Origin of the sequence: Singulisphaera acidiphila DSM 18658 (assembly GCF_000242455.2) — a bacterium.
GTDB classification, from domain to species: Bacteria; Planctomycetota; Planctomycetia; order Isosphaerales; family Isosphaeraceae; genus Singulisphaera; species Singulisphaera acidiphila.
Genome location: NC_019892.1, coordinates 6,811,607 through 6,836,026 on the forward strand (window position 1 = coordinate 6,811,607; position 24,420 = coordinate 6,836,026).

Genomic DNA, 24,420 nt, shown 5'->3' on the forward strand with positions numbered 1-24,420 from the left:
GTGAATTTTCCTGGATTCATCGTCCCTTGTTGTCTGGTGTCGGCCAGGCCGCTCTCCAGGTCTCTGTTCCAATGCCAATGCGAGCTCGTGGTGCTGCGGGGATTGGGGCAAGGTTAGACCCTTCGGTCCGAGACGACTCTCGGATCGACGCGTGACGTGCTGAAAGGAACTGGCCCGGACGCGTTGCTGTTTTCGGCGTCGTAACGCCGACTGTGAGATGACTCACACTCCCCCATCAGCACCATGTGCGTGCTCGAACATTAAGCTATCCGAGGAAAGCCATGTTTCCTACGTCTCGGCCTCTCACGGACGGCCTCTCGTTTCGCAGACCGTTCGCTTCGGTGTCAACGGCGACATCGAACTGGTATGTTCCTTTCAAATTGACGATCGACCTTAGCTTAGCGCTCCTGCTGCTGATCGTTCTTGGTCCGATGATTCTCATATTGATGGCGTTGGTCAAGTTGACTTCGCGCGGTCCTGCTCTCTATCGGCAGGTCAGGTTGGGCCTCGAAGGCCGACCATACACGATCATCAAGATCCGAACGATGGTCCAGGATTGCGAACAACTTTCGGGACCGCAGTGGTCGAGGGCCGGCGATCCGCGGATCACGCGGCTGGGCGGGTTCCTGCGGCGTTGCCACCTCGATGAGTTGCCCCAACTCTGGAATGTGATCCGTGGCGAGATGAGCCTGGTCGGACCGCGTCCTGAGCGTCCCGTGTTCATCGACCGACTGGAAAAGCAGATCCCCAACTACCTCGATCGGTTGCAAGTTCGCCCGGGGATCACGGGGTTGGCGCAGGTTCAACTGCCGGCGGATTCAGACCTCGAGGGGGTTCGTCGCAAAGTGGCGTACGACCTTTGCTACATTCAGCGGATGGGACCGTGGCTGGACGCGCGGATCTTGGTCGGGACGATCTTCAAGTCGGTGGGCGTTCCGTTTGACCTGACGCGCCGTCTGATGTGGCTGCCGTGTGCCGTTGCGGAAGAGATCGATCGACTCAGTCCTGACGACTCGGACGATGACCAAGAGGAAGCGGCGGGACTGGACGCCGAGTCGGAGCGAACGCCCCAATTGCAGCCGATCTGATGCGCTGCTCCGGATTCGCCAGATGACATGAATGGGCGCCTGTTCCAATGAGCCGAACGGCGCCTCCTCGCAGAAGAGCGGGCAGATCGCGCGAAGGACTAGGGCAAACAGGCTGACCTTCCTGTGAGCCTGAGACCTTCACGACGGACACTCGCCTTCTCTCGTCCCACCCAATATATGTTCCGTGACGTGTCGACTCGCGCAGACGGTTGATGTCTCCTACGGCATGGCTGGATTGCAGAGAGGCGTCGCGGGACCCAAGCGGCCTCCGCTAGATTGGATATCGCAGCCTGTAACCGCCTGGTGGGTGAGGCGGTTGCGACAATGGCTTTGAATCGGGCAAGCGGTTTCTTGCCATCGCTCTCGCGTCTAACGAAGCGCTTCGGTGAGCCGTTGACGGGCAACCCGAGAGTTCTCGGGGCGATGAATGTTAACCAGGGGGTTCCGAACAAGACGAGGGGGCTGTTTTCCTTGGTTTGCGGAATCGAAGTTCAGAAAATAGGGATGTCGAAGCTTTTTTTGAAGAACTGTGATTTGTGAAAGTCTAACTAAACTGAGTTTGCGGAAAGTTTTCTTCTTACAATATGTCGAGAAGAGCATCATCGTGATCTCCAGCAAGACAACGACGCTCTCCAATATCCTGGCCGTGGAAGACCAGAAGCGGAGAAGTCATACCCGCTGGCGGGTCGTGGAAACGCGGTTTGAGAGAACGAATCGTGGCTCGACCGAGGGAATCGGTGGATGCCCCGTTCGTTCGTCTCGTGGTTTTTTCCTGACTGGGGCGATCAGGGGCCTCTTAATTAAGGCTTGTCAAATGCTGGCCGAGGTGCGGTCTTCTGTATTTGGTGAATCACCCGAGTCGATGAGCTCCGTCGTAGAGCAGGTCCTTATCAAGGTCAGCGGTTGATTGGGGGCTGTTGATTCTGCGATACATTTGGGCGAAGAGTGCAAACCCGTATGCTCAAGGCTGATTGCATGGCGTAAGCTAGTCGCACGCCGAGATTCACCCTCCGAAGCATGCGGAAGGACGACGGAAAGCCAGGACGGCTTTCTTAGGATCTCTGGGCAATCACAAGGAGGCGACACTGACCGGATAGGCCCTTGGGTGCAACCCACGGGCACGGAGTGCGCGCAGGCTGGTTTGGGATCTGTGCGGGATTCTTGTTGGATCGCCCCCTTGACTAATTAATCATTGCCGCAAGGGATGAAAAAGAGATCATGAGCCACGAACCCGACGCTACGAGCCGGGCGAAACGATTGGATCGCCAAGTTGTCCTGGCGGCATTGCTTGGAGTGGGCCTGGTCTGGTTCTACTGGGCCACCCTCTGTGAGATGGTCAAGCGGTGGTCGACCGATCCACGTTACGCCCACGGTTATCTCGTTCCCATGTTCGCGCTGGTCTTGCTCTGGCTTCGCCGCGACCGACTTGCCGCCCTCGCCACTCGTTCGAGCTGGGGTGGGGTGGTATTGATCGGAGGGGCCATCGCTTTGCGAATGGCAGGGGCTTACGCCTACTTTAGTTGGTTGGAGACGGTGTCATTGTTGCCGGCGGTGGCCGGCCTCTGCGTTCTCGTCTGGGGGTGGCCGTCGCTCCGTTGGTCATGGCCTGCGATCGCCTTCCTGATCTTCATGGTGCCGTTGCCCTATCGGTTGGAAGGGGCTCTGGCACATCCTCTGCAACGAGTTGCCACCGAGGTCAGTACCTATGCATTGCAGACCATGGGCTTCCCGGCCCTGGCCGAGGGGAATGTGATTCATTTGAATGATGTCGAACTTGGTGTTGTTGAGGCATGCAGTGGACTGAGCATGTTGTTTACATTCTTTGCGATGGCATCCGGCGTGGTGATGGTGATCCGGCGGCCTTGGCTTGATAAGGTTTTGATCGTCGCGAGTGCCGTTCCCATTGCCCTTCTAGTCAATATGATTCGAATCACGGTGACTGGAGTTCTTCATGAGATGGTAGGTAGTCGGCTGGCCAATCTCGTTTTCCACGACCTGGCCGGCTGGCTGATGATGCCGATGGCCATGGGGCTACTCTGGTTGGAGCTTGAGCTTTTGGCGCGGCTGTTCCTGGAGCCGGCCCCCGCGCTTGCTCCCCTGAGTCCGCTCGATTTGATGGGAAGCACCCCGGGACGGGCAAGAGCCGCGCGATCTCGGTGATCCGAAATGGTGCAATGAACAAGACGGATGCTTCTGCTGCGTTGAAGGGATCGTTGAAGAACTTCTGAACTGGTCGGATTAGGATTGCAGGGAGACCTCCCAGAATGATGTCGAATTCCAACTTTGGACCGCAACCCAACTCGGCCAACCTGCCCGCGGTCGTCCCGCCGCACCGCGCAGAGGTATTCTCGGTCTCGTCACCCCCCGCCGGGCCGGTGGCCGGCCTGGATCCGGTCGCGATGCTCAAAGCCTTGCGCCGCCGCTGGCCGTTGGCGCTGGGGGCCGGTCTGCTCGGAGGAGCCGTCCTTGCTTTTGCCACTTATTTCCTGGTGCCTCCGGCGAAGTACACCGCGCGGTCGATGCTACACGTCAGTTCGACCCAGCCAAGAATCCTCCTGAAAGTTGGCGAGAATGAAACGGATTTTGTGGCCTACCAGCGAACTCAGTTGGCGCTCCTCAAAAGCCGGCTCGTTCTCGGCACGGCATTAAAGGATCCTGAAGTCGCCAAGCTCGAAGTCATCACCAAGGCGGTCGACCCTATCGAGTGGCTCGAGAAGGAGCTTCAAGTCGATTTCGCTTCGGGCTCCGAGATCCTTCGCATCAGCATCAACGGCGAGAAGCCCCACGAGCCAATGCTCCTGGTCAATGCAGTGACACAGGCCTACATCGACGAGATTGTTGATGTTGAGACCAAGCAGCGTCGTCAACGTTACGACCTCCTCAAAGAGACCTGGAATCGCTATCAGGAAAACTTGAAGGAAAAGCGCAAGGAGCTCAAGAGGCTGACGGAACTGGCCGGCTCGGACGACAAGAAGACGATCGCGAACATCCACCAACATGAGCTGGACCGTCTCGGGAGAGCCGAGGACGAATTAGCCCGAGTTCAGTCCGAGTTACGGGGCCTACGCGTTGAGCATGAGGTTCTGCAGGAGGATGTGGCCCGAAACTCATCGATGATTACTCCGGCCATGATCGTGGATGCGATCAACCGCGACCATTCGATCGAGGTGCTCAAGGAGCGAGAGGCCGCAGCTCAGAAGGCCATCGATCGGATCTACCACATCGCCCGTAACAAGAGCGATCCCTCCCTCAAGAAGCATCGTGACGAATTGGAGGCCGCTCGCACGGCGATGGTCGCCCAGCGCCGGAAGCTGTACCCGATCGTCGAGCAACAGTTGCAAGAAATAGGGCGCGATGACGATGACTCGAATAAGGCTCTGATACCACATCGGATCAGCATCCTTTCGAAGCTTGAAGCGGTGCTGGCCAGTGATGTCAAGCGTCTCTCCGAACGGAGCCTCTCGATCACCCAGAACTCCGTGGACCTCTTCTCGGTCCAGGAGGAGATCGCCAACGCCGACGAGATCGCACGGACCATCGGAAAGGAAGTCGAAGCCCTGACGGTCGAGCTTCAGGCTCCCGCTCGGATCCGACTGCTCGAAAAGGCCGAACTGCCGCGCACCAAGGACGAGGCGCGTCAGTTGAAAATGGCCGGGGTGGCGGGATGTGGCGCTTTTGCACTGGCGTTGATTGGCGTCTCCTTCTGGGAGTTCCAGTCCCGACGAATCGACTCGGCGGCCGATGTTATCAAAAGCCTTGGAATGAATCTCTTTGGAACGTTGCCGGCCATTCCCAAGCGGAGCCGGGGGATGAAACTGAGGGAAGCGGAGAGCGTGCGGTGGCGAAGCATGCTCGTCGAGTCGGTGGACGCCGCGCGAACGACCCTTTTGCACTTCTCGCGGACCGAGTCGGTTCGCGTGGTGATGGTCGCCAGTGCACTCAGCGGTGAGGGCAAAACTTCGCTTTCAAGCCACCTGGCGACCAGTCTCGCACGAGCCGGCCGCCGGACTCTACTGATCGATGGCGACCTGCGCCGCCCCTCGGCGCATGAGCTCTTCGACCAACCCTGCGTGCCTGGGTTCAGCGAGGTGCTCAGGAATGAGGTCAACATTGCCGACGCCATCCAGCCGACGGCTGCCAGTGGCCTGTCGCTGCTCACGGCCGGTCTCAGCGACAACGAGACGATCCAGGCACTCGCCTGCCGCGACCTACGAGTCATGTTCGACCAGCTCAAGGAACATTACGACTTCATTGTGGTCGACTCCTCGCCGGTCTTGCCGGTCGCCGACGCTCTGTTGATTGGCCAGCACGTTGACGCGGTGCTCTTCTCGATCATGCGCGATGTGAGCCGCATTCCCAAGGTCCACGAGGCCTACGAACGGTTGGCGAAGCTTGGGATCCGGATGCTCGGCGCCATCGTGACGGGTGAACAGAGCGACCACTATGGAAGCAAGTATGGATACTCTGCTCGGGCCCAGGAATCGGTCTGAACCACCAACGGCGAGCCAACTCAATGCTTCGAAACCTGCCTATAGTCGCCGCCCTGAGCCTGGTGATCGCCGCCGGGATCGTCCACGGCCGGTGGACTCATCGCTGGACCGTGTCGCACGCGATTGAAGACGCGGCGGCCAGGATCGATCGCCTCCCCATGACACTGGGCGATTGGCAAGGACAGGCGATGAAACTTGATCGTGAGCAATTGGCCCTGGCGGAGATCGCCGGATATGTCGCTCGACGCTATGAGGATCGCCTCCACGGCGATGCGGTGACGATCCTCCTGGTGTGCGGTGCCCCCGGGCCGATCTCGGTCCATACACCGGACATCTGCTACTCCGGGGCCGGTTTCGAGCCGATCGGGCCACCAACCGGGCGCTCTCTACCGATCAATCCCTCCGGTACACCGGCCGCGTTTCGCAATGCCCTGATGGGCAAGACCAATATTCCTGTGCCTACGTATTTACGTATTCTCTGGTCCTGGTCCACCGCCGGGGCCTGGGAGGTTCCGCAAAACCCACGCTTGGCGTTTGCGCCCAGAGACGTGCTCTACAAGCTGTATGTGATCCGAGAATTGTCCTCACCCGACGAGCGGACCGACGATGATCCCAGTTTGAGACTTCTCCGGATTCTGCTGCCCGAGTTGGACAAGGTCCTCTTTGGACACGCAAAGGAAGAGATGGGGCGCACCGGGACGGAACGCGCGACCCACCTGCCTCGGAAATATGTGGGTGTCACAAGCTGATTTGTGAGTTGTATTGAGATTTCCGTCAGGTCCTGCTGCCTACACCGCTCGAGTCACGACCACCTGAATCACGATGCCACCCTACGCCCGCGCCGATCACAATTTTGGGAATCTTGGGACAAGACGATTGTCCCGCTTCTCGGCGCATGTCCCGGCCGGCCTGGTTCTGATCGGGACGTTGGTTGCGTTCGTGTTGTGTGGCTTGGTGCTGCTACGGCATCCTGGGGTGCCGTACAACCTTCGAGAGCTCATTGCATCAAGACAGCCAGTACTGACACTCGGCGTTCTCGGTCTCTGTCTGCTGATCACCGGCGCGACTCCCCTGCTGCTGGCCTGGCTCTGGGACCGACGCCCTAGTGAGTTCGCCTGGGTCGGTCCTCTGAACGGCATCTCCGTCGCAGCCCTGATCTACGCCCTGCTGCGGATGGCCGTCCCTTATGAGTCGATCAGCGACATTATTGGAAGCCCGGTCCTTGGACTGCCGGGTGAGTTGGAGGATCTCGGACGATTCGTTGGGCTTTACCTCGGCATCGTGGTCGGGCTGACGCTTGGGGTTCGCCTCACGATCGGAGGCACGCCCCAGCGGCGCGATCTGCCGGGGTTGATCGGCCTGTCCGCCATGGCGGTGCTCTCTTACATCATTGTCATCCCTTATGCCTGTACGGACAACCTCGTCGAACTGCTCCGTGGTGGAGGCAGTTTGGTTTCGGCCGGCGCGGTGTTGGCTTTTGTGTGCCTGCTCGGGCTGACTGCAGGTGCCATCTCCCTGGCGATGATCCGGGCGGTCGAGGGGCGCTGGAGGCCGTTGGCGGGGGCGATCGTATTGCTGCTCGCCTCGATCGTGGTGGGGTGGGTGCTGCTGCTCGTCGCCACGACCCCCGCTTTGACCAAGTACGGCCGGACCTTTGCTGCTCGTGAGTTCCTGTTCAGTCCGGACCGCGAGCATTATCTCGGCGACTCGTTGATTTTCCTGCGCTTTGCCGTCGCCGCCTGCTCGATGATTGCCGTCTTGAGCGTCGGGATGCTGTTCGGGCGTCTGGTTCTCCGCTCGAGGGAGGCGAATCCCACGGCGCACCGCCGTGTGCAGCCGGCGAAGCCCGTATCGGCCGTTCCCTGGCGTCGGGGCCATTATCTTTGCTTATTTGCGTTGTACGCCGGGTTTGCCATTTACGGTTCGTTGGTGCCGTTGCATTTCCGGTCGGTCCCGCTGAGCGAGGCTTGGGAGCGGTTTCGGCAGATCCCTTTTTTGGAGCTAGGGATTGAATCGCGGAGCGACTGGGTGGCGAATATCCTCCTCTTCGTTCCGCTCAGCTTCTTACTTGCCGGGGCGCTCCGCGTCGATCGCCTGGGCCGGTACGGAGATCTCGCTGCCGGCCTGTTCATCGTCCCGGCTTGTGCCCTTCTTAGCGGCGCCATCGAGTTCACGCAGATCTGGTTTCCGCCCCGGACCGTCTCCCAGAACGACATCGCCGCCGAGGTCCTCGGTGCCATCGCAGGGGTCGTGCTTTGGAGCCTGGCCGGGCGACGGATGACAGGAGTCGCTCGCGAATATGTGCGGACGCTTTCTTCCCATCGAAAGTTCCACTTGATCCTGGAGGTCTACCTCGTTGGTCTGATCGTCTACTCGGTTCTGCCGCTCGACCTGACGATCAGCCCAACCCACCTTTGGAGGAAGTATCACGATGGAAGGATCCTCCTCTTCGCAACCGGTGGCAGCAACCCGATGGAGTCGGCCTACCTGGTCTTCGCCAAGACAGCCACGTTTGTACCCGTTGGCCTGCTGGTCGCGTCTCTGCTCGCTCGGCTCAAGACGCCGATTGGGAACGTCGTGCGTGGCTTCTTCATCGGTGCGGCTCTGGCAGCATTGATCGAAATGGCTCAGCTTCTTGTTTACAGTCGGGTTACCAACGGCGCGGACCTCCTTTGGGGAGCCTTAGGCGCCAGCATCGGTGTGGCGTGCCTGGAGGCTGGGACAACATCCCAGGCGGTTCGCCAGCCGAGGTCTTCCGACCGCCCCTGGGCCTGGTTTTGCCTGGCCGCCGCTTATGCTGTGATCTTGGCGGTCGTCTTCTGGTATCCGTTCACGTTCACCACGCAAAAAAGGCTGATCCTGGAGCGGCTGTCCGGGATGGCTCGCGTGCCTTTCTCTGCTCTCTACTGGGGAACGGACTGGAACGCAATGACGCAGATCGCCCGAAAGGTGCTCTGGTTCATTCCTCTCGGGGGCCTATTGGCGCGAGGGATCGCCATGGTGGCGACGAGTTCCCCGAGGCAGCGGCCGGTCTTGATCGGGGTCGGCCTTCTGGCCACACTTGCCGTGGCGGTCGCCATCGAATTCGTGCAGATTCTCTTGCCTGGAAAAATTGCCGATCTCACAGACATCTTTCTTTACGAGATTGGCGCGATCATCGGGATGTGGGTGTTGTTAAGTCTGCCCGACCTTCGGGCGAAAGCCACCCCCACTCCAAAGTAAGAAGAAAAGAGAAGCGTCAGCGACAGCGTTCCTACCCGCGTTCGGGCTGGACCATCGCTCCCTTTTGTTTGTGATGTTGGTGTAAGCATCACTGCGCAAATATTTCTTATTGATAGCAACGGGAGGGCTGCGACCTGTGGAGCAATCCGACACAACGATCGATCGACTGCCCCGGTGGGATGAGTCGCCGAGTCACGTCGCCGCCGGGCCGGTCCGGGTGGAAGAGTTGGCCGCCGACCGACACGGCGAGTGGGATGCCTACATCGCCGAGGCCCCGAATGCGACCTTTTTCCATCGCTCTGGCTGGATGCGGGCCGTCCGCGATCTGTACGGGCATCGGGCCCGCTACTATGTCGCCCGCGAGTCGGGCTCCGATCGGGTCTGCGGCGTGCTCCCGCTATTCGCCGTCTCCGGTCCACTGACCGGCCGGGCACTCATCTCGATCCCCTATGCCGTCGGTGGCGGGGTCGCGGCCGACGACTCTGACATTGAGGCGCAGCTCGTCGACCGGGCGCGTCAGGAAGCCGACCAACTCCAGGTCCGCTATCTCGAACTGCGTCAGGAGCCGCTCGGCGAGCACCTCACGGTACGTGACCACTATTTCGCCTTTCGCGCAGCGATGCCGAATGACCCGGAGCAAGTCCTCGGCCGGTTCCCTCGTAAAGCGCGAGCCGAAATCCGCAAGGCACGCGATCAGTTTGGCTTGACGGCCCGGTTCGGCCACGACTTGCTGGAGACCTTCTACGATCTCTATGTTCGCTCGCTCCGCCGCCTCGGCTCTCCCGGGCACTCATGGCGGTTCTTGAGCCGGCTCGTCAAGGAGTTCGGCGACGACTGCATCGTGGAGGTTATCTACCACGAGGGGAATCCCGTCGCTGGCGTCATGTCATTCCGATTCCGCGACCAGATCCTGCCGTACTACGCCGGTATCGACGATCGCTACAACCGGCTCAATACGAGTAATTATCTCTATTTTGCTTTGATGGAGCATGCCGTCGGGCTAGGTTTGCGGGTTTTCGATTTCGGCCGCACTCGACGCGACAATATAGGCGGCTGCCAGTTCAAGACCAACCAGGGGTTCGAACCCGAACCTATGCTCTATAGTTTCTATAGCCCTCGGGGCGCCGAACTGCCCGACCTCCGCCCCAGTAACGCGGCATTTTCGCGGACCCAGGACCTTTGGCGTCGGCTCCCGCTCAGCGTTGCCGGGCCGCTTGGTGGCGTCGTCAGCCGATGGCTCCCCTGAGAATCCTCGAGTCAGGAACCGATCCGTGACTACCGGCCTTACCTCCATGATTCCAGAGCCGCAGTCGGCCGGACCCCGCAAGCGCATCCTCATCCTTGTCCACCGGGTTCCGTACCCGCCTGACAAGGGGGATCGGATCCGGTCGTACCACCTGGTGGCTCACCTGGCCCGGCTCGGGGAAGTCGACCTGGCTTTTTTGACCGATGAGCCGGTGGAGGCTGAGACCCTTGAGGTATTGGGCCGGCTCTGCCGTCGTGTCGAAGCCGTCCCGGTCTCCCGGTTCGGGCGCTGGATCCGCGCGGCATGGAGCCTGGCGAACGGACGAAGTCTTACCGAGGGGTTGTTCGAGTCACCGACTCTGCGGACTTTGATCGGCCGCTGGCTGGGTGAGGCCGACTATGATGCTGTGGTCTGCTACTCGTCGGGCGTGCTGTCCTATGTCCTCGGCCGGGGTTTAGAGTCTCGGCTGGTTGCTGACTTGGTTGATGTCGACAGCCAGAAGTGGTTCGACTATGCCGGGCGGGCGTCGGGTCCGAAAGCGGCGCTGTTCCGACTCGAGGGCCGTCGCGTGCGGACCCTGGAGCGGGAGGCCGGGCGGGCCCGGGCCGTTGTCCTCGCCACGAATACCGAAGCCGAGATTTACCGGAACTTCTGTCCCGACGCCTGCGTTGAGGCCGTTTCCAACGGTGTGGACCTCGACTATTTCCAGCCAGTGCTGGGAGTTGAAGAGACCGGTGGCTGTGTCTTCGCCGGCCAACTCGACTATCGAGCCAACGTTTTGGGCCTAGAGTGGTTTTGTCGGGAGGTCTGGCCCTTGATACGCGAGCGCGTGCCCTCGGCAACCTTCGACATCGTGGGGCGGAAGCCGGTAGCGGCCGTGCAGCGGCTGAGTGCCGTGCCAGGGATCCGAGTCGTCGGGCCTGTCCCCGACGTCCGGCCTTACCTGCAGGCGGCCCGTATTGTCGTCGTTCCCCTGCCGGTGGCGCGAGGCGTACAGAACAAGGTCCTGGAGGCGATGGCGATGGGCCGGGCGGTCGCGGCCTCACCGGCTGCATTGGAAGGGTTGGCGCTCGTGCCAGGTCGGGATGCACTGGCGATCGACGAGCCGGACGACTGGAGCCGAACCATCGCCAGACTCTGGGACGACACCCAAACACGGACTGAACTGGGGCGATCCGCACGTCGCTACGTCGAGCAGAACCATCGCTGGGAGACCTGCCTGGGACGGTTCGACGACCTGATCGATGGTAAGGTCGGGAGGCTCCTCGGATCACAAGGCTAACGGAGTGCTGAACTCCCTCAATTCATGCCCCCGAGAAAAAAGCGACTGACAGGCGGCGGATTTGGATCGTCGCCAACCTCAAAAGATGACTCGAACCAGGTGTGAACGACCCGTGACCTCCATGACCCAAGTCTCCCCGAACGAGCAGAAGGGCGACAACCTCCTCGTTCCCCGCCGCATCCTCCACGTCCTCGACCACTCGCAGCCGCATCGCAGCGGCTACGCCATTCGGTCGGATTCGATCCTCCAGTTCCAGCGTCGGCTCGGGTTCGATCCGGTCGTTCTGACGTCGACGAAGCACGGCAAAGCTCCGCGCGAGCGGGAAGAGATCGGCGAGATCGTCTACCACCGCACCGATCCCGTGACGGAAGGCCTGGAAGGGCAGTTGGAGAAAATCCCGTTCCTCAGGGAGCGCCGGCAGATCCGGACGATGAGGCGTCGGATTGAAGACGTAGCGCAGGCCGAGCATGCCGAACTCATCCATGCCCACTCCCCTTCGCTTAACGGAATCCCGGCCTACGCCGTGGCCCGGCGATTAGGATTGCCGTTTGTCTACGAAGTGCGCGCCTTCTGGGAAGACGCTGCGGTGGATCATGGCACATTTAAGCAAGACTCATTTAAATACAACATAAGTCGAATGATCGAGACTCGCGTCTTCCGTCGGGCCGACGCCGTCACCGTCATCTGCGAAGGGCTTCGCGATGAGCTGGTTGGCCGTGGAATCGACGCTGAGAAGATTTTTGTCATCCCGAATGGGGTCGATCTGGAACGGTTCACTCCGCGCCAGCCCAAGACGACCTTGATCGAGAAGTACGGTTTGGAAAACCGCGACGTCATCGGATTCCTCGGTTCATTCTATCGTTACGAGGGGCTTTCCCTCCTGCTCGATGCGTTCGCCAATCTGCGGGAGACAGCCCCGAACGCGAGACTCCTGCTTGTGGGCGGCGGGGAAGAGGAGGCGGACCTACGGGCCAAGGCTGAATCGCTGGGCCTGGGGTCAACCGTGATCTTCACCGGCTCTGTTCCGCCGGACCAAGTGCTCGACCTTTACTCGATCGTCGACATCCTTGTCTATCCTCGCATGTCGATGCGGCTGACCGATACGGTCACCCCGCTGAAGCCGCTCGAGGCGATGTCCATGGGGAAGGTCGTCGTGGCCAGCGACGTGGGGGGGCTGAAGGAGTTGGTCCGCGACGGTGAGTCGGGCCTGCTCTTCCCGGCCGGCGACTCTGCGGCTCTGGTCCGGACCCTCTGCCAGGCGATTGACAGTCGAGCCCAGTGGCCGGCGATGGGCGAGAGGGCGCGGCGGCACGTGATGGAAACGCGCCGCTGGGAAGATATTATAGCTCGCTATCAGGTCGTCTACAGGAATGCCCAGGAATCCGCCGCTCGCGACGGACGGCTGGGGCGGCCGGATGGGAAAGGACAATGAAGGATTCCGAAGGCTTCACTTCGGGAATTGTCTTATGCATATCCTTACACTGTCCACGCTCTTTCCCAATGCCCTCCAACCGGTCCATGCGCTCTTCGTTCGTGCGCGAATGGAGCATTTTTCGCGTCAGTATGGTCATCGCTGGACCGTAGTGGCACCGGTCCCCTTCTTCCCCAAGATCCCCTTCCGGACTCTTAAGGCGTATGACACCTTTGCCCGAGTTCCTCGCTATGAGGAAACTCGGGGATATCCGGTCCATCACCCGCGCTATCTCGTGACCCCCAAGGTGGGGATGCGCTTCTACGGCGCCTGGATGACCGCCGGGGTCCGTCGCCTGGTCAAGGTCTTGCACGCAAAGGATCCGTTCGACGCCATCGACGGGCATTACGTCTACCCCGACGGCACTGCCGCCGTGCGACTTGGGAAAGAACTGGGCATACCCGTAGTGCTCTCCGCGCGGGGCACGGACCTCAACCTGTTCCCGAAACTACCGGGCATTGCCGATTTGATCCGCTCCAACCTGAATTCGAGCCGGCATCTGATCTGCGTGAGTGAAGGGTTGAGGCAAGAAGCTCTGAAACTTGGGGTTTCCGGAGAGAAGGTCAGTGTCATCGGCAATGGCGTGGACACCAATCGCTTCCGTCGCGGTGACATGCGGACGGCCCGAGAGTTCCTGGGCCTTCCCCACGACGCCACCGTCATCCTCTCCGTGGGGCATCTGACGGGATTAAAAGGATTTCATTTGCTCATCGATGCGGTCTCGCGTTTGGGGCGGGATCAGGTCGTACTCGCCATCGTCGGCGACGGGCCCGAGCGTGGACCGCTGGAACGCCTCGCTGAGAGCCTTCACCTGGGGGACCGGGTCCGGTTTGCGGGGGCCGTCGGGAACGACGACCTTCCCGCCTGGTATCAGTCCGCCGACCTGTTCGCACTTGCGAGTTCACGCGAAGGATGGCCCAACGTCCTCTGTGAGGCCCAAGCCTGTGGCCTGCCTGTTGTGGCGACCAAGATTCGCGGGATCTCCGAGATTGTCCACGGCGATGAACTGGGCATACTGGTCGAGGAGCGGAGTGGGGAGGGGTTGTGCACCGGCCTGGAGCGGGCCCTCTCCAAGGCTTGGGACCGTTCCTTGATCGCGTCGGTGGGCAGTGCGCGGACCTGGGATCGTGTGGCTGACGAATTGGCTTCTGTTTTCGATACAATCAGAGAACCACGTTGAATCGGCCCGACTTCGGCAAGAATCACCGACATCTTCCCGGGTGAGACGACTCAGCACGGCGACCGAGATCGATCGCCTTCTGAGTGGTGCACGAGAGCGGGGGTTGGTTCTTGGGGGAGGCCGAGTGCAAGAGGCTGGGTGGAAAGGGCTGCGATGGGTTTTAAGGGATTCCTCATCATTGGTCTCTTCGGCGTTTGCAGCCTTTGGGCGTTGTCCGAGCCGTTCGCCGGTATTGTCGCTTACGTGGTTCACTATCATACCTATCCCGAGAATTCCTGGTGGGGGAGAGGGCTGGCGACCTCGGGGATCCGTTATAGCCTCGCCATTTCGGTGGCGCTGGCGACCGGTACGCTCCTGAACCTGAAACGATTGCCCTATGGCCGTCTCATCAGCAGGCAGGAAGGCCTTTACCTTGTTTTGCTCGGATGGATCTTCGTTTCCGGGCTGATTCATGGACAGGAGACGCGGGAAGATGTGGTCGGCAAGATGCTCAAGATGGCCGTCTTTCTGCTGTCGTTGACCCATATCGTCGTCACGCCGCGCCGGTTCCATCAGTTTCTCTGGGTGCTCGTTTTCTGCTCGCTCTACCTTGGGCACGAGTGCTTCACTGCGCCGAGCAGTATGTATGTTAACGGACGACTTGAGGGCGTCGGCGGGCCGGATTTCGGGGATGCGAATGCGTTGGCGGCTCACATGGTGGCCCTGCTCCCGCTGATCGGGGTCCGTTTTCTGCGGAGCGGCTGGAAAAGCAAGCTGATCTGCTTCGCAGCAGGAGGCCTGATCGCCAACGGCATTGTGCAGACGCGTTCCCGGGGGGGCTATCTGGCCTCCATGGTGGCGGTTGGTGTCATGCTCGCTTTGGCACCCAAGGGTCAGCGGAAGCAGATCCTGATCTTGGTCGCCCTGGGCGCGATGGGGGCCCTGACCGTGGTCGACACGGCTTACCTCGAGCGAATGGGAACTCTCAAATCAGGAGAGCGGGAAAAAGACGAGTCGGCCATGTCGCGGATCAGGTTCTGGAAAGCGGGGATTCGCATGGCCGTCGACAACCCGCTTGGGGTCGGACCGGGCAACTTCCATACACATATCGGCGAATACCTCCCGGAGGAAGCCGGGCGCGACACCCATAACACCTATGTCCGCTGTGTGGCGGAGCTCGGTTGGCCAGGCCTGGGACTGGTCACCTTGCTGATTGCCAATGCCTATCTCACGCTCTCAAGGATCCGCAGGTCGGCGTTGAACTCACCCAGCTTACAAGAATGCGCATGGAACGCATTCGGCCTTCAGATGAGTCTCTCCGGGTATCTGACCAGCTCGATGTTTATTTCAGCGACTTACATTGAGATGTTCTGGTGGTTGCTCCTCTTGCCCGCTGCGTTGGAGCGGGCCACTGCAAACGCCGTCTCCGGAGAGGGCGTCTGAAGGCCGGCGCTGTTTGTCGCCAATCAAGGATCGCAGGACGCACTCCCAATGCCCTCAACGGACTCAACTTTTTTGCGTTTCCTCTCCCCCGGTGCTCATGACTGAGAGAAGCCAACCCCGTGTCCTCCATGTCGTCACCCGGCTCGGCTTCGGTGGCCTGGAGGTCGAGATTCTCAACCTTGTCAGTGGCCTGGAGAGGCTCGGATTCACGCAGGCCCTTTGCTGCCTGCAAGATGTCGGCGAACTTGCCGACCAACTCCCGAGTACGGTCCCGGTTTGGTCGTGTGCCGGCGGTTCCGGGCCTGGCTCCGTTCCCCTGCGGGCCTCACGAATCATTCGAGAATGGCGTCCTGACATCATCCACGTCCGCAATGGCTGGGCCTGGCCCGATACGACTGCGGCCTGGCTCATGGCGCTACGGCGGGGCCGGCTCGTCTTTAGCTTTCACGGCTGGGATCGTGTGGGTCGATTGCCGAAACGCCGCGCCTTCCTCTACCGGCAACTCGCGCGGCTCACCCCCGCCTTGGCGAGCATCTCGGCCGAGACGGCCGACCGGTTTGCCGACGAGGCCGGAATCGCGCCTGGCCGGTTCGCCGTCTTAGATAGTGGCATCGACGTCGAGCGGTTCCGTCCTGCCGAGGGGCGGACGCCCGGTGGGCGACTCGTGCTTGGCTGTGTCAGCCGGCTCGACCCGATCAAGGCGCACGATGTATTGATCGACGCCTTCGTCCGTGCCCTTGACGGTGGCGCCCGCGACCTGGAACTGCGTTTGCTGGGGGACGGGCCCACCCGGGGCGACCTCGAGCGGCTGGTTGCGGAGCGCGGACTTACGGACCGGGTCCGGTTCCTCGGGATGCGTCGCGACATTGCCGAGCAACTTCGCGAGATGGACGTGTTCGTGTTGTCGAGCCACCGGGAGGGCCGTCCGATCTCGATCATGGAGGCCATGGCCTCGGGGCTGCCTGTCATCTCGACACGGGTGGGAAGCATCCCTGGCCTGATTGGCGAAGGCCAGGCCGGGCTGTTGGTGGAACCGGGCGATGTTGAGGGCTTGGCCCGCGCGATCATGACGCTGGCTGATGATTCGGAGGCGCGATCGCGGTTCGCCGTGGAGTCTCGCCGTCTGGCCGTTGCGGGTCTGTCGGTGGACCGGATGGCCGAGCAGTACGCGGCCTTCTATAGGAAAAACGCACGAGCGTTCTGACGCTGTCAGCCGTCGCCTTCGTCCCCTGCGTTGGGGGTAAGCATGTCGGTTTGAGATAAGGGGGATGCAGACGTGTGTGGTATCGCGGGGATTATCGACCTGGGCGGTCTGACCGAGTTGGATGGCAGGGCGGTCGGGCCGATGACCGCGGCGCTGCACCACCGCGGACCGGACGATTCGGGCACGTTCGTCGACGGTCAGGCTGCGATCGGACATGCGCGACTGAGCATCATCGACCTTGCCACGGGGCATCAGCCGATGTGCAACGAGGACGAGTCCATCTGGATCGTCTTCAACGGCGAGATCTATAATTTTCCGGAACTTCACGAATCGCTTGTGGCCCGGGGGCACCAGTTCCGGAGCCGGTGCGACACCGAGGCGATCATCCACCTTTACGAGGACCACGGCGAGCGCTGCGTCGATTTCCTCCGGGGGATGTTCGCCTTCGCGATCTGGGACCAGAAGAAGCGCAAGTTGCTCCTGGCCCGCGACCGCCTTGGGATCAAGCCGCTCTACTACTGGAATGACGGCACGCGATTGGCTTTCGGCTCCGAGATCAAGGCCATTCTCCAAGCCCCCGGTGTGCCAAGGCGGATCAGCCCCGAGGCGCTGCACGACTACCTCACCTACCTTTGGGTGCCGGCGCCGAAGTCGATGTTCGAGGGGATTTTCAAGCTCCCCCCTGGCCACACGGCAGTTCTCGATGAGCATGGCGCCCGAATCCGGCAATACTGGGACCTTTCCTTCCCTGAGCCACTCCGCGACAGCGAAGAAGTTTTGCGCGAGCGATTCCTTGCCGAGCTCGAGGAGTCGGTCCGCATCCATCTCCTGTCCGATGTTCCCCTCGGCGCATTCCTCAGCGGCGGCCTTGATTCCAGCGCAGTCGTCGCGACGATGGCCAGGCTGATCGCGAAGCCGGTCGTCACCAACTCGATTGGCTTCGATGAGTCGGCCTTCAACGAGTTGGAGTATGCCGATGCCGTTGCGCAGAAATTCGATACTGACCATCACCGCCAAGTCGTCCGTCCTGACGCCATCGACCTTGTCCAACGGCTTGCCTGGCACTATGACGAGCCATTCGCCGATAGCTCGGCGATCCCGACCTACTGCGTCTCGCAGATGACCCGTGGGAACGTTACGGTCGCTCTCTCAGGCGACGGCGGCGACGAGAACTTGGCCGGTTACCGCAAGTATAAATTCCACCAGCGCGAGCGCCAGGTCCGGAGCCTTCTTCCCGAGCCGCTGCGACGTCTCGCCTTCCGACCGCTCGGCCGGCTCTATCCCAAGGCCGACTGGCTGCCCCGGGTCCTGCGAGCGCGATCCACCTTTCAGAACCTTGGCTCTACGGATGTCGAGGCGATCTATCGGAGCCGGGCCGCGCACGAACCCAGCTATGCGCTGGCCTTGATTCGTCCCGAGCTGCGGGCTGCGGGGTATGATCCGCTTGGCGTCATCGAGGATGCTTACCGCCGCAGCGATGCGACCGACCCGCTGAGTCGCGAACTCTACGTGGATATCAAGACCTATCTCGTCGACGACATCCTCACCAAGGTGGACCGAGCGTCGATGGCCGTGGGGCTCGAGGTTCGGGTCCCCCTGTTGGACCACAAGTTCATGGAGTTCATGGCCACCATCCCCTCCCACATGAAGCTTCGCGGTGGCCAGGGTAAGTACCTGTTCAAGCAAGCGGTCCGCCCGGTTCTCGGAGTGGACGTCGTCGATCGCCCGAAGATGGGCTTCTCGGTGCCGCTCGGAGCGTGGTTTCGGGGGCCGCTCCGTGAAATCATCGAGGACACTCTGTTCGCGCCTGACGCTTTCATCCGCTCCGTGCTCGACACTGACGAGGTCCGACGGATTTGGCGAGCGCACCAGGCCGGGATCAGCCGGATGGAGTCAATGATCTGGGCCGTCTTCATGCTGGAGCAATGGGGACGGAATTTTCTCTCGACCAGCGCTGGGCCTCTCGAACCCGTCCCCCCCGCCGCCGCGCGAGGGTAAGGCGTTGGCCGGCCCCTTCGATACTCAGGTCGGATCGGAGCACCTTTCGATGTCCCGCACTGCAATGCTGACGCTTCTGGTGGCGTTGCTGATCCAGGGCTCATTCCCCGCCGTGGGCGGAGAGACGCCCGCGCCTGCGCCGGCGGATGCCTATGCCCGCTACATCGAAACCGCCTCCGAGTTTCGCCCGGTCTCACGCGACCCCAAGGTCCTGGCTGGTCGCTGGAATACCTGGCTCTATATGCCTTGGCGTTATCGCTGGTCGATCGGCACGGGCGACGCGGGGGGCCGTTTCTGCCGAGACTACGGGATTAACGGCGGGTTCACTGACCACGGTGAAGGCCCTCTCGACTGGCTTGCCCGCTGGGAACTGCCTTTCTACAACGACCACACAGCGGGTAAAGGGGATCTCTACCTTCGCGGGGCCGAGAAAAAGGCCAACTTCCAGGCCTACCAACGCGATCCACGGGCCGTTCGGCAAGGGGCTGACGGACCCAGGCCGCTCGATTCTGACCGACTCCGGCAAGTCCGCGACCGAGTCACCACGAACATCACCCGCCTGCGAACCAGTCCCCAGCGCGTTGCCTACGCCCTTGATGATGAGATCTCCTGGGGGGCCCTGGTCACACCCTTGCCCTGGCGGCTCAATGACGGTGATGCCACCTATCAGCGTTGGCTCGACACCTACTATGGAGGCAAGGCGCCGAAGGCTGAATACGTGACACCTGACTTTGTGCTCGACCAGTTGAATCGGCCCCTGGGACAGCTTGACTTCTCTCCGTTACTGGATCGCCTCACCTACAACGACTCGACCTGGGCCTACTTCCTCGGTGAACTTGTCGAACACGCCAATCGAACTGATCCGACGACCCCCTGTGGCTTCGTCGGCGGTCAGTCGCCCAGTATCTGGGGTGGCTATGACTACGCCAAGCTGAGCAAGAAGATCCAGTTCATCGAGGCTTACGACCTTGGCTCGGCCCAGGAGATCCTCCGTTCCTTCAATCCGGGGAATGCGTGGCCCCAGGTGACGACCCATTTTCACAACGAGAAGCTCGGCACGGACAACGATATCTGGCAGAGCTGGTATTACTTCGCCCATGGCAATCGGGGGATGATCGGCTGGGTGGACGAGAGCTGGTTCAACGGCACGACACCTCGCCCCTGGCTTGACCGCTACAAGGCCACGCTTCGCGAGTTGGGATCAGTCCAGGGGCCAAAGCTGAACGGAGCCCGCTGGATTCACGACGGTGTGGCGATTTATTACTCGCACCCTTCGATCCAGGTCTCATGGTGCCTGGACATCGAGCCACACGGCAAAACCTGGGTGAATCGAAACGACGATCATCGTCTCGGCACCTCGCACAACGTCCGCAAGGCCTGGGAATATCTGCTCGCCGACTCCGGCGTTCAGTATAACTTTCTGGCATACGATGAGCTGATCCGTCGCGGTGTGCCAGGAGAATATCAAGTATTGATCCTCCCGGCGTGCTACGCATTGTCCGACGTGGAAGCAAAGCGGATCAACGAGTTCTGCCAGGCAGGTGGTACGGTCATCGCCGACTTCGCCTGCGGGTTGTTCGACCAGCATGGCAAAGCCCGCAAGCGTGGAGCGTTGGATGATCTGTTCGGGGTCGCGCACGACGGGGGACTGACGAAACGCGACCTCTTTGGCGGAGCCCTCTGGGTTGAGACCAACCAGGACGCCGGCTATGACTTCAAGCGCTATCGCACGCTGTTCGAGACGGTGAACTGTCGCCTGGAGGGTGGGTTCGCCGTTGCGGAACGTCGGACCGGGATTCAGAACGTCCGACGGGTCGGGCGGGGAACTGCGGTCTATTTGAATTTGTCTCCACAACGCTACCTGCAATATCGTGAGGAAGGGACGACGACCGATGCGCACCGTTCGACGTTCCTCCGGCACGTGATCCCCGATGGGCGGCCTCCACGGGTAGTTGTCACCCGAGGGGGGCAAAGGCCTCCGCAGTGCGAGGTAACCTATTGGACCAAGGGCGACCGGACCTACGTCTTCATCTTCCGGAACGTACCCGTCAACGCAACTCCCACCGGCGGTGGCGGGGCGGTCGGTCTTGCCACCAGCCTCGAGACTCTCGACGTGGAGCTCGCTGCCGACGTGCGGGACGCAATCAATGAACGCTCCGGCAAGGCGTTGGGGGCCGGCCGGAATTTTCAGTTTTCATTTCATGGAGTCGAGCCGGTTTTCTTCAGCTTTGCCGCTCCGTAGAAAGCCGTCAATGTTGACGTGGGTCGACGCGATCCAGCCAAGACGGTCGATACCGCGCCGGTTCGATCATCAAAAACCATTCCTGCCTTTACGAACTCCTGAAATGAGAGCAAGAATGAGGTGCGTGTCGAGACTTCTGCCTCGGAGTTAATCCATTTTTGATGAATGCTTGCAGTCATGTTTTTGGAGGCATGGGTTAGTCTTTCAGGTTTAGATTTTTGATGGCAGATGTCTAAGCCAAATGTGCAGACTGAGTGGCCATAAGCTCTTCGTCTCCTGCAACATGGTTCCCATTAGCTTCTTCCTACCCGTTTGGGCCGGTCCGGGTGGGCAGGTGAGTTCGCTGATTCTGATCGACACTGGCAAGCTTGAGGCCGCCTCATGCCCTCCCGGCGATATGAAGAACTCGACGCGATCCGAGGCCTTGCGGCTCTGAGCGTCGTGGTTGACCACCATCTGATGGTGCTGCCCGCGATTGCCGGTAAGGCTTTGGGACCTCTCTCGAGGGCCGTCACCGCGTTTCCGCTCCATATCCTCTGGGACGGGCACGCGGCCGTCCTTCTCTTTTTCGTCATGAGCGGTTTCGTGTTGTCGTTGCCGTTCCACCTTGGCACCAATCCGGTCTACACTCGTTATCTGATTAAACGTATTTGCCGGATCTACCTGCCTTATCTTGTCGCGGTCATAGGAGCCCTTTCTCTCTACCTGCTCGTCTCACAGGGCGGCGTTTCTGGGTTGAGTCGGTGGTTTAATAAAATTTGGACAACGCCCCCCACTGCCGAACTGCTTCTCGGCCATGCATTGCTCGTGACCAGTTTTAGGAATGAGGTTTATGACCCGGTACTTTGGTCACTGGTCCATGAGATGCGGATTTCGCTCGTGTTTCCGCTTCTCATGATTCCAGTCCTGAAGTGGCGGATGACGTCGATTGTCGCTGGGTTCACTGCCGTGTCTCTGTGCGCCCAAATGGCCTACCGGATGGTCGGCAACTCCTATGGAGACTATCTGCTGACGGTCCACTACCTGCTCGCGTTCGTGCTCGGAGCCACGGTGGCGCGTTACCGGGTGCCATTGGCAGAGTATTTCGGCTCGCTCTCAGCCGCCAGTCGTCTGGCGTGGGTTGCCACTGCCCTTGTGCTCTATGATTTTGAATTTGTGCTGCAAGGGGTTAGCGTGCTCCACGTGGGGCCGGCGGACGATTATGCAGTATTCCTGGGGTCGGTCATGCTGATTGTTGGAGCGCTCGGGTCGCGGCTTGCAGGCTCGGCGCTGCGTTCCCGCATTCCAGTCTTTTTAGGAAAAATCTCATATAGTCTCTATCTTTGGCACGCGGTCGTTCTGCTGACGGTTGTCAACTTGACCTACCCGAAATATTCCCTGGTCATCATCTTGCCCGCCTCCATCATTCTTGGCTTGGCGGTGGCCATCGTCGCTCACCGATGGGTCGAACTGCCATCGATTGCCTTGGGGCGGTGGCTGGTCGCTGAATCAAGGCGTCTCGATCCGCGAACGAGGCTCACAATCCTTGGGGTGAACCCTGTCACGAGCATGATGGGAGAGGCTGAAGCAACGGCTTGCCCGAGTGAATAAGGCCCACTGAGCAGGAGGCGTCAATGCTCCTGAAGGTTTCGACCAAAGCATCTGCCACTCAAGCTTAATCAGTCTCGATTCTTATGGACTTTGCAATTGTGTTGTGTTGATTTTTTTGATAACTAATTGTGCGGCGATGTTTTTTTGTTTTATGATAAACATTTTTTGTTTTGTGTGAGCGATTGAGTGAAAAAGCCAAGTGTAGAATTGTCTTGCTTTCCGAATTCTTTACTTGACGCTTTGTGGTTAGACGGCACTGAAGTTGATGCAAGCCCGCTTCTCGACGCATGAAGGGTCGAGCGGCTGAGTGACGTTGGATTTCACCAAGGGACTCGAATTGGTTATGGCTGATACGGCGACTGCGGTTGCAGGGAACCAGAGCCTCGTTCGGCAGATGCTCAAGAGCACGAGTTATTACTCAGTCGCCATCGTCGTACAGCGGGTGGTGAGCATCTTGATGCTTCCCCTGTATACCCGATACCTGACCCGGGCGGATTACGGTGTCCTCGAACTTCTCGAACTCGTTTTGACGCTGGCGTCGTTGCTTGTGTCAGTCCAGTTGAGCACGGCCCTTTTTTACTATTACCATCACACTCAAAACGAGAACGAGCGGCGCCGCAATGTGATCACCGCCTTTTTCGGCACGGTGATTTTCGGGATGGCTGCCGCGATTGCCGGCGTCGTCTTCGCATCGGGAATCAGTCGCCTTGTGTTCGGTTCGGCGACCTATGAAGGGCTCGTCCGGATCGTCTTAGTCGGCCTGGGCCTCAGTCTCCCCGCCGAGTTTGGCTTCTCCTCCCTCCGGCTCCAGAACCGGGCGCAGGCGTTCATGATGATCACCATCGGCCGAGTTCTTCTCAACGTGACGCTGAACGTCGTGTTCCTGACCGCACTCGGGTTTGGAGTCAGCACCATGCCGTGGAGCAGTCTCATCACGACGTGCTGCTTGACGATATTCTTCGCTCGGGTGACCTTGGCCGAAAACTCGCCATCACTGTTCCACCCGCCGACACTCTGGAAGATGGTGCTCTACGGTCTTCCCCTCGGGATCAGCACGGCTGGTGAGGTCATCCTTCACTTCGGTGACCGTCTGTTCTTGAGCAAGGCGGTGACCCTGACCGATCTTGGACTCTATGGGCTGGCCTACAAGCTCGGCATGATGGTCTCCTTCGCCACCATCCCTTTCTTCAATTACTGGAACTCCCAGATGATTGGGATCGTGTTGCGTCCCCGTGGGGAACAGACCTATGCTCGTGGGGCCACCTACCTGCTTTTGGGGCAGACATTCCTCGTACTGCTGATCACGGTCTTTATCGACCCCGTCTTGGCGATTCTGGTCGAGCCTAGTTTCCGGCAGGCCGCTCTGTTCGTACCCTGGGTCGGATTGGCTTACCTGGTCCGGGGGATGGGAACTTACTGGTCCAATACTTTTCTGCTGATCAACCGCCCGGCACTCGTCGCTCAGGTGACCTGGGTTGGGTCGGGGTCTTGCCTATTGGCATATGCCACGCTCATTCCACGTTTCGGACTCTGGGGGGCGATTGCCGCCACCCTCCTGGGGTTCGCACTTATGGCCTCCTTCGCCCTTTGGAAGGGCCAGCGGCTTCGCCCTTTCCAATACGAGTACGGCCGATGGGCCAAAATCCTCGTCTGTGGCGCACTTGCGGTCTTGCCGAGCGTGCTCCTTCATCCCTCGAGGATCACGACGCAAATCGCGCTGGGGATCGCCTCTTCAGGTCTGTTCCTGGTCCTCCTCTGGGCCTTGCGGTTCCCGACTGACGGCGAGACCCAGACTCTGGCCGATATCCTTCGCAAACTCCTCAGCAAATCGATGGCCTTGCTGGGAGGGCATACGACAGCCGCCGAACCCACCCTCGCCTCGGTACAGCCTCTTGGGGAGGAGAGGGCTGGAACCGATGACTAACCGACAACGATCAGTCACACCGTTCGGATTGTCAGGTACGTTTGACTGTACGGTCCTCCTC

The 24,420-nt window shown here is 60.4% G+C and carries 15 protein-coding genes; all 15 read left to right on the forward strand.

What is annotated here, in order from left to right; genetic code table 11:
• The first annotated feature begins 281 nt into the window (after window positions 1–281).
• Entirely contained in the window at window positions 282–1,088 is an 807-nt protein-coding gene (locus SINAC_RS26755; protein ID WP_020466846.1) for a sugar transferase, read from the forward strand.
• Between the two features lie 1,218 nt (window positions 1,089–2,306).
• Window positions 2,307–3,248, forward strand: coding sequence for an exosortase/archaeosortase family protein (locus tag SINAC_RS26770; protein ID WP_015248702.1), 942 nt, complete (start codon window positions 2,307–2,309; stop codon window positions 3,246–3,248).
• Window positions 3,249–3,352: 104 nt separating this feature from the next.
• On the forward strand, window positions 3,353–5,578 hold the full coding sequence (locus tag SINAC_RS26775) for an exopolysaccharide transport family protein (RefSeq protein WP_015248703.1): 2,226 nt from the start codon (window positions 3,353–3,355) through the stop codon (window positions 5,576–5,578).
• A gap of 23 nt (window positions 5,579–5,601) precedes the next feature.
• On the forward strand, window positions 5,602–6,327 hold the full coding sequence (locus SINAC_RS26780) for an exosortase-associated EpsI family protein (protein ID WP_015248704.1): 726 nt from the start codon (window positions 5,602–5,604) through the stop codon (window positions 6,325–6,327).
• A 127-nt stretch (window positions 6,328–6,454) separates the two neighbouring features.
• On the forward strand, window positions 6,455–8,800 hold the full coding sequence (locus SINAC_RS26785) for a VanZ family protein (RefSeq protein ID WP_020466848.1): 2,346 nt from the start codon (window positions 6,455–6,457) through the stop codon (window positions 8,798–8,800).
• Window positions 8,801–8,936: 136 nt separating this feature from the next.
• Window positions 8,937–10,046: a FemAB family XrtA/PEP-CTERM system-associated protein gene (locus SINAC_RS26790; protein ID WP_015248706.1), complete on the forward strand. Its 1,110-nt coding sequence runs from the start codon at window positions 8,937–8,939 to the stop codon at window positions 10,044–10,046.
• 25 nt (window positions 10,047–10,071) lie between these two features.
• Window positions 10,072–11,328: a TIGR03087 family PEP-CTERM/XrtA system glycosyltransferase gene (locus SINAC_RS26795; protein WP_015248707.1), complete on the forward strand. Its 1,257-nt coding sequence runs from the start codon at window positions 10,072–10,074 to the stop codon at window positions 11,326–11,328.
• 121 nt (window positions 11,329–11,449) lie between these two features.
• The gene (locus tag SINAC_RS26800; RefSeq protein WP_015248708.1) at window positions 11,450–12,760 is read left to right on the forward strand and encodes a TIGR04063 family PEP-CTERM/XrtA system glycosyltransferase; all 1,311 of its coding nucleotides are present in this window, start codon (window positions 11,450–11,452) and stop codon (window positions 12,758–12,760) included.
• A 34-nt stretch (window positions 12,761–12,794) separates the two neighbouring features.
• Window positions 12,795–13,979 (forward strand): glycosyltransferase family 4 protein, encoded by a 1,185-nt coding sequence (locus SINAC_RS26805; protein ID WP_020466850.1) that lies wholly within the window; start codon window positions 12,795–12,797, stop codon window positions 13,977–13,979.
• Between the two features lie 153 nt (window positions 13,980–14,132).
• Window positions 14,133–15,401: an O-antigen ligase family protein gene (locus tag SINAC_RS26810; protein ID WP_015248710.1), complete on the forward strand. Its 1,269-nt coding sequence runs from the start codon at window positions 14,133–14,135 to the stop codon at window positions 15,399–15,401.
• Window positions 15,402–15,498: 97 nt separating this feature from the next.
• Window positions 15,499–16,605 carry a glycosyltransferase gene (locus SINAC_RS26815; RefSeq protein WP_015248711.1) on the forward strand — a complete coding sequence of 369 codons (1,107 nt, stop codon included), beginning with the start codon at window positions 15,499–15,501 and terminating at the stop codon, window positions 16,603–16,605.
• A gap of 72 nt (window positions 16,606–16,677) precedes the next feature.
• Complete coding sequence (gene asnB / locus SINAC_RS26820; protein WP_015248712.1) at window positions 16,678–18,603, forward strand: asparagine synthase (glutamine-hydrolyzing); 1,926 nt, start codon at window positions 16,678–16,680, stop codon at window positions 18,601–18,603.
• Between the two features lie 49 nt (window positions 18,604–18,652).
• A complete protein-coding gene (locus tag SINAC_RS26825; RefSeq protein WP_015248713.1) occupies window positions 18,653–20,845 on the forward strand; it encodes a beta-galactosidase trimerization domain-containing protein in 2,193 nt (730 codons plus the stop codon).
• A 381-nt stretch (window positions 20,846–21,226) separates the two neighbouring features.
• A complete protein-coding gene (locus SINAC_RS26830) occupies window positions 21,227–22,435 on the forward strand; it encodes an acyltransferase family protein (protein ID WP_015248714.1) in 1,209 nt (402 codons plus the stop codon).
• A gap of 343 nt (window positions 22,436–22,778) precedes the next feature.
• Entirely contained in the window at window positions 22,779–24,359 is a 1,581-nt protein-coding gene (locus SINAC_RS26835; protein ID WP_237722760.1) for a lipopolysaccharide biosynthesis protein, read from the forward strand.
• Window positions 24,360–24,420: the final 61 nt, after the last annotated feature.

Bases quoted from the DNA above. Each gene is read 5' to 3' on its own strand.
- SINAC_RS26835 (WP_237722760.1), top strand. From the start codon at position 22,779: ATGGCTGATACGGCGACTGCGGTTGCAGGGAACCAGAGCCTCGTTCGG.
- SINAC_RS26780 (WP_015248704.1), top strand. From the start codon at position 5,602: ATGCTTCGAAACCTGCCTATAGTCGCCGCCCTGAGCCTGGTGATCGCC.
- SINAC_RS26810 (WP_015248710.1), top strand. From the start codon at position 14,133: ATGGGTTTTAAGGGATTCCTCATCATTGGTCTCTTCGGCGTTTGCAGC.
- SINAC_RS26815 (WP_015248711.1), top strand. From the start codon at position 15,499: ATGACTGAGAGAAGCCAACCCCGTGTCCTCCATGTCGTCACCCGGCTC.
- SINAC_RS26825 (WP_015248713.1), top strand. From the start codon at position 18,653: ATGTCCCGCACTGCAATGCTGACGCTTCTGGTGGCGTTGCTGATCCAG.
- SINAC_RS26805 (WP_020466850.1), top strand. From the start codon at position 12,795: ATGCATATCCTTACACTGTCCACGCTCTTTCCCAATGCCCTCCAACCG.
- SINAC_RS26830 (WP_015248714.1), top strand. From the start codon at position 21,227: ATGCCCTCCCGGCGATATGAAGAACTCGACGCGATCCGAGGCCTTGCG.
- SINAC_RS26775 (WP_015248703.1), top strand. From the start codon at position 3,353: ATGATGTCGAATTCCAACTTTGGACCGCAACCCAACTCGGCCAACCTG.
- SINAC_RS26755 (WP_020466846.1), top strand. From the start codon at position 282: ATGTTTCCTACGTCTCGGCCTCTCACGGACGGCCTCTCGTTTCGCAGA.
- SINAC_RS26770 (WP_015248702.1), top strand. From the start codon at position 2,307: ATGAGCCACGAACCCGACGCTACGAGCCGGGCGAAACGATTGGATCGC.
- SINAC_RS26800 (WP_015248708.1), top strand. From the start codon at position 11,450: ATGACCCAAGTCTCCCCGAACGAGCAGAAGGGCGACAACCTCCTCGTT.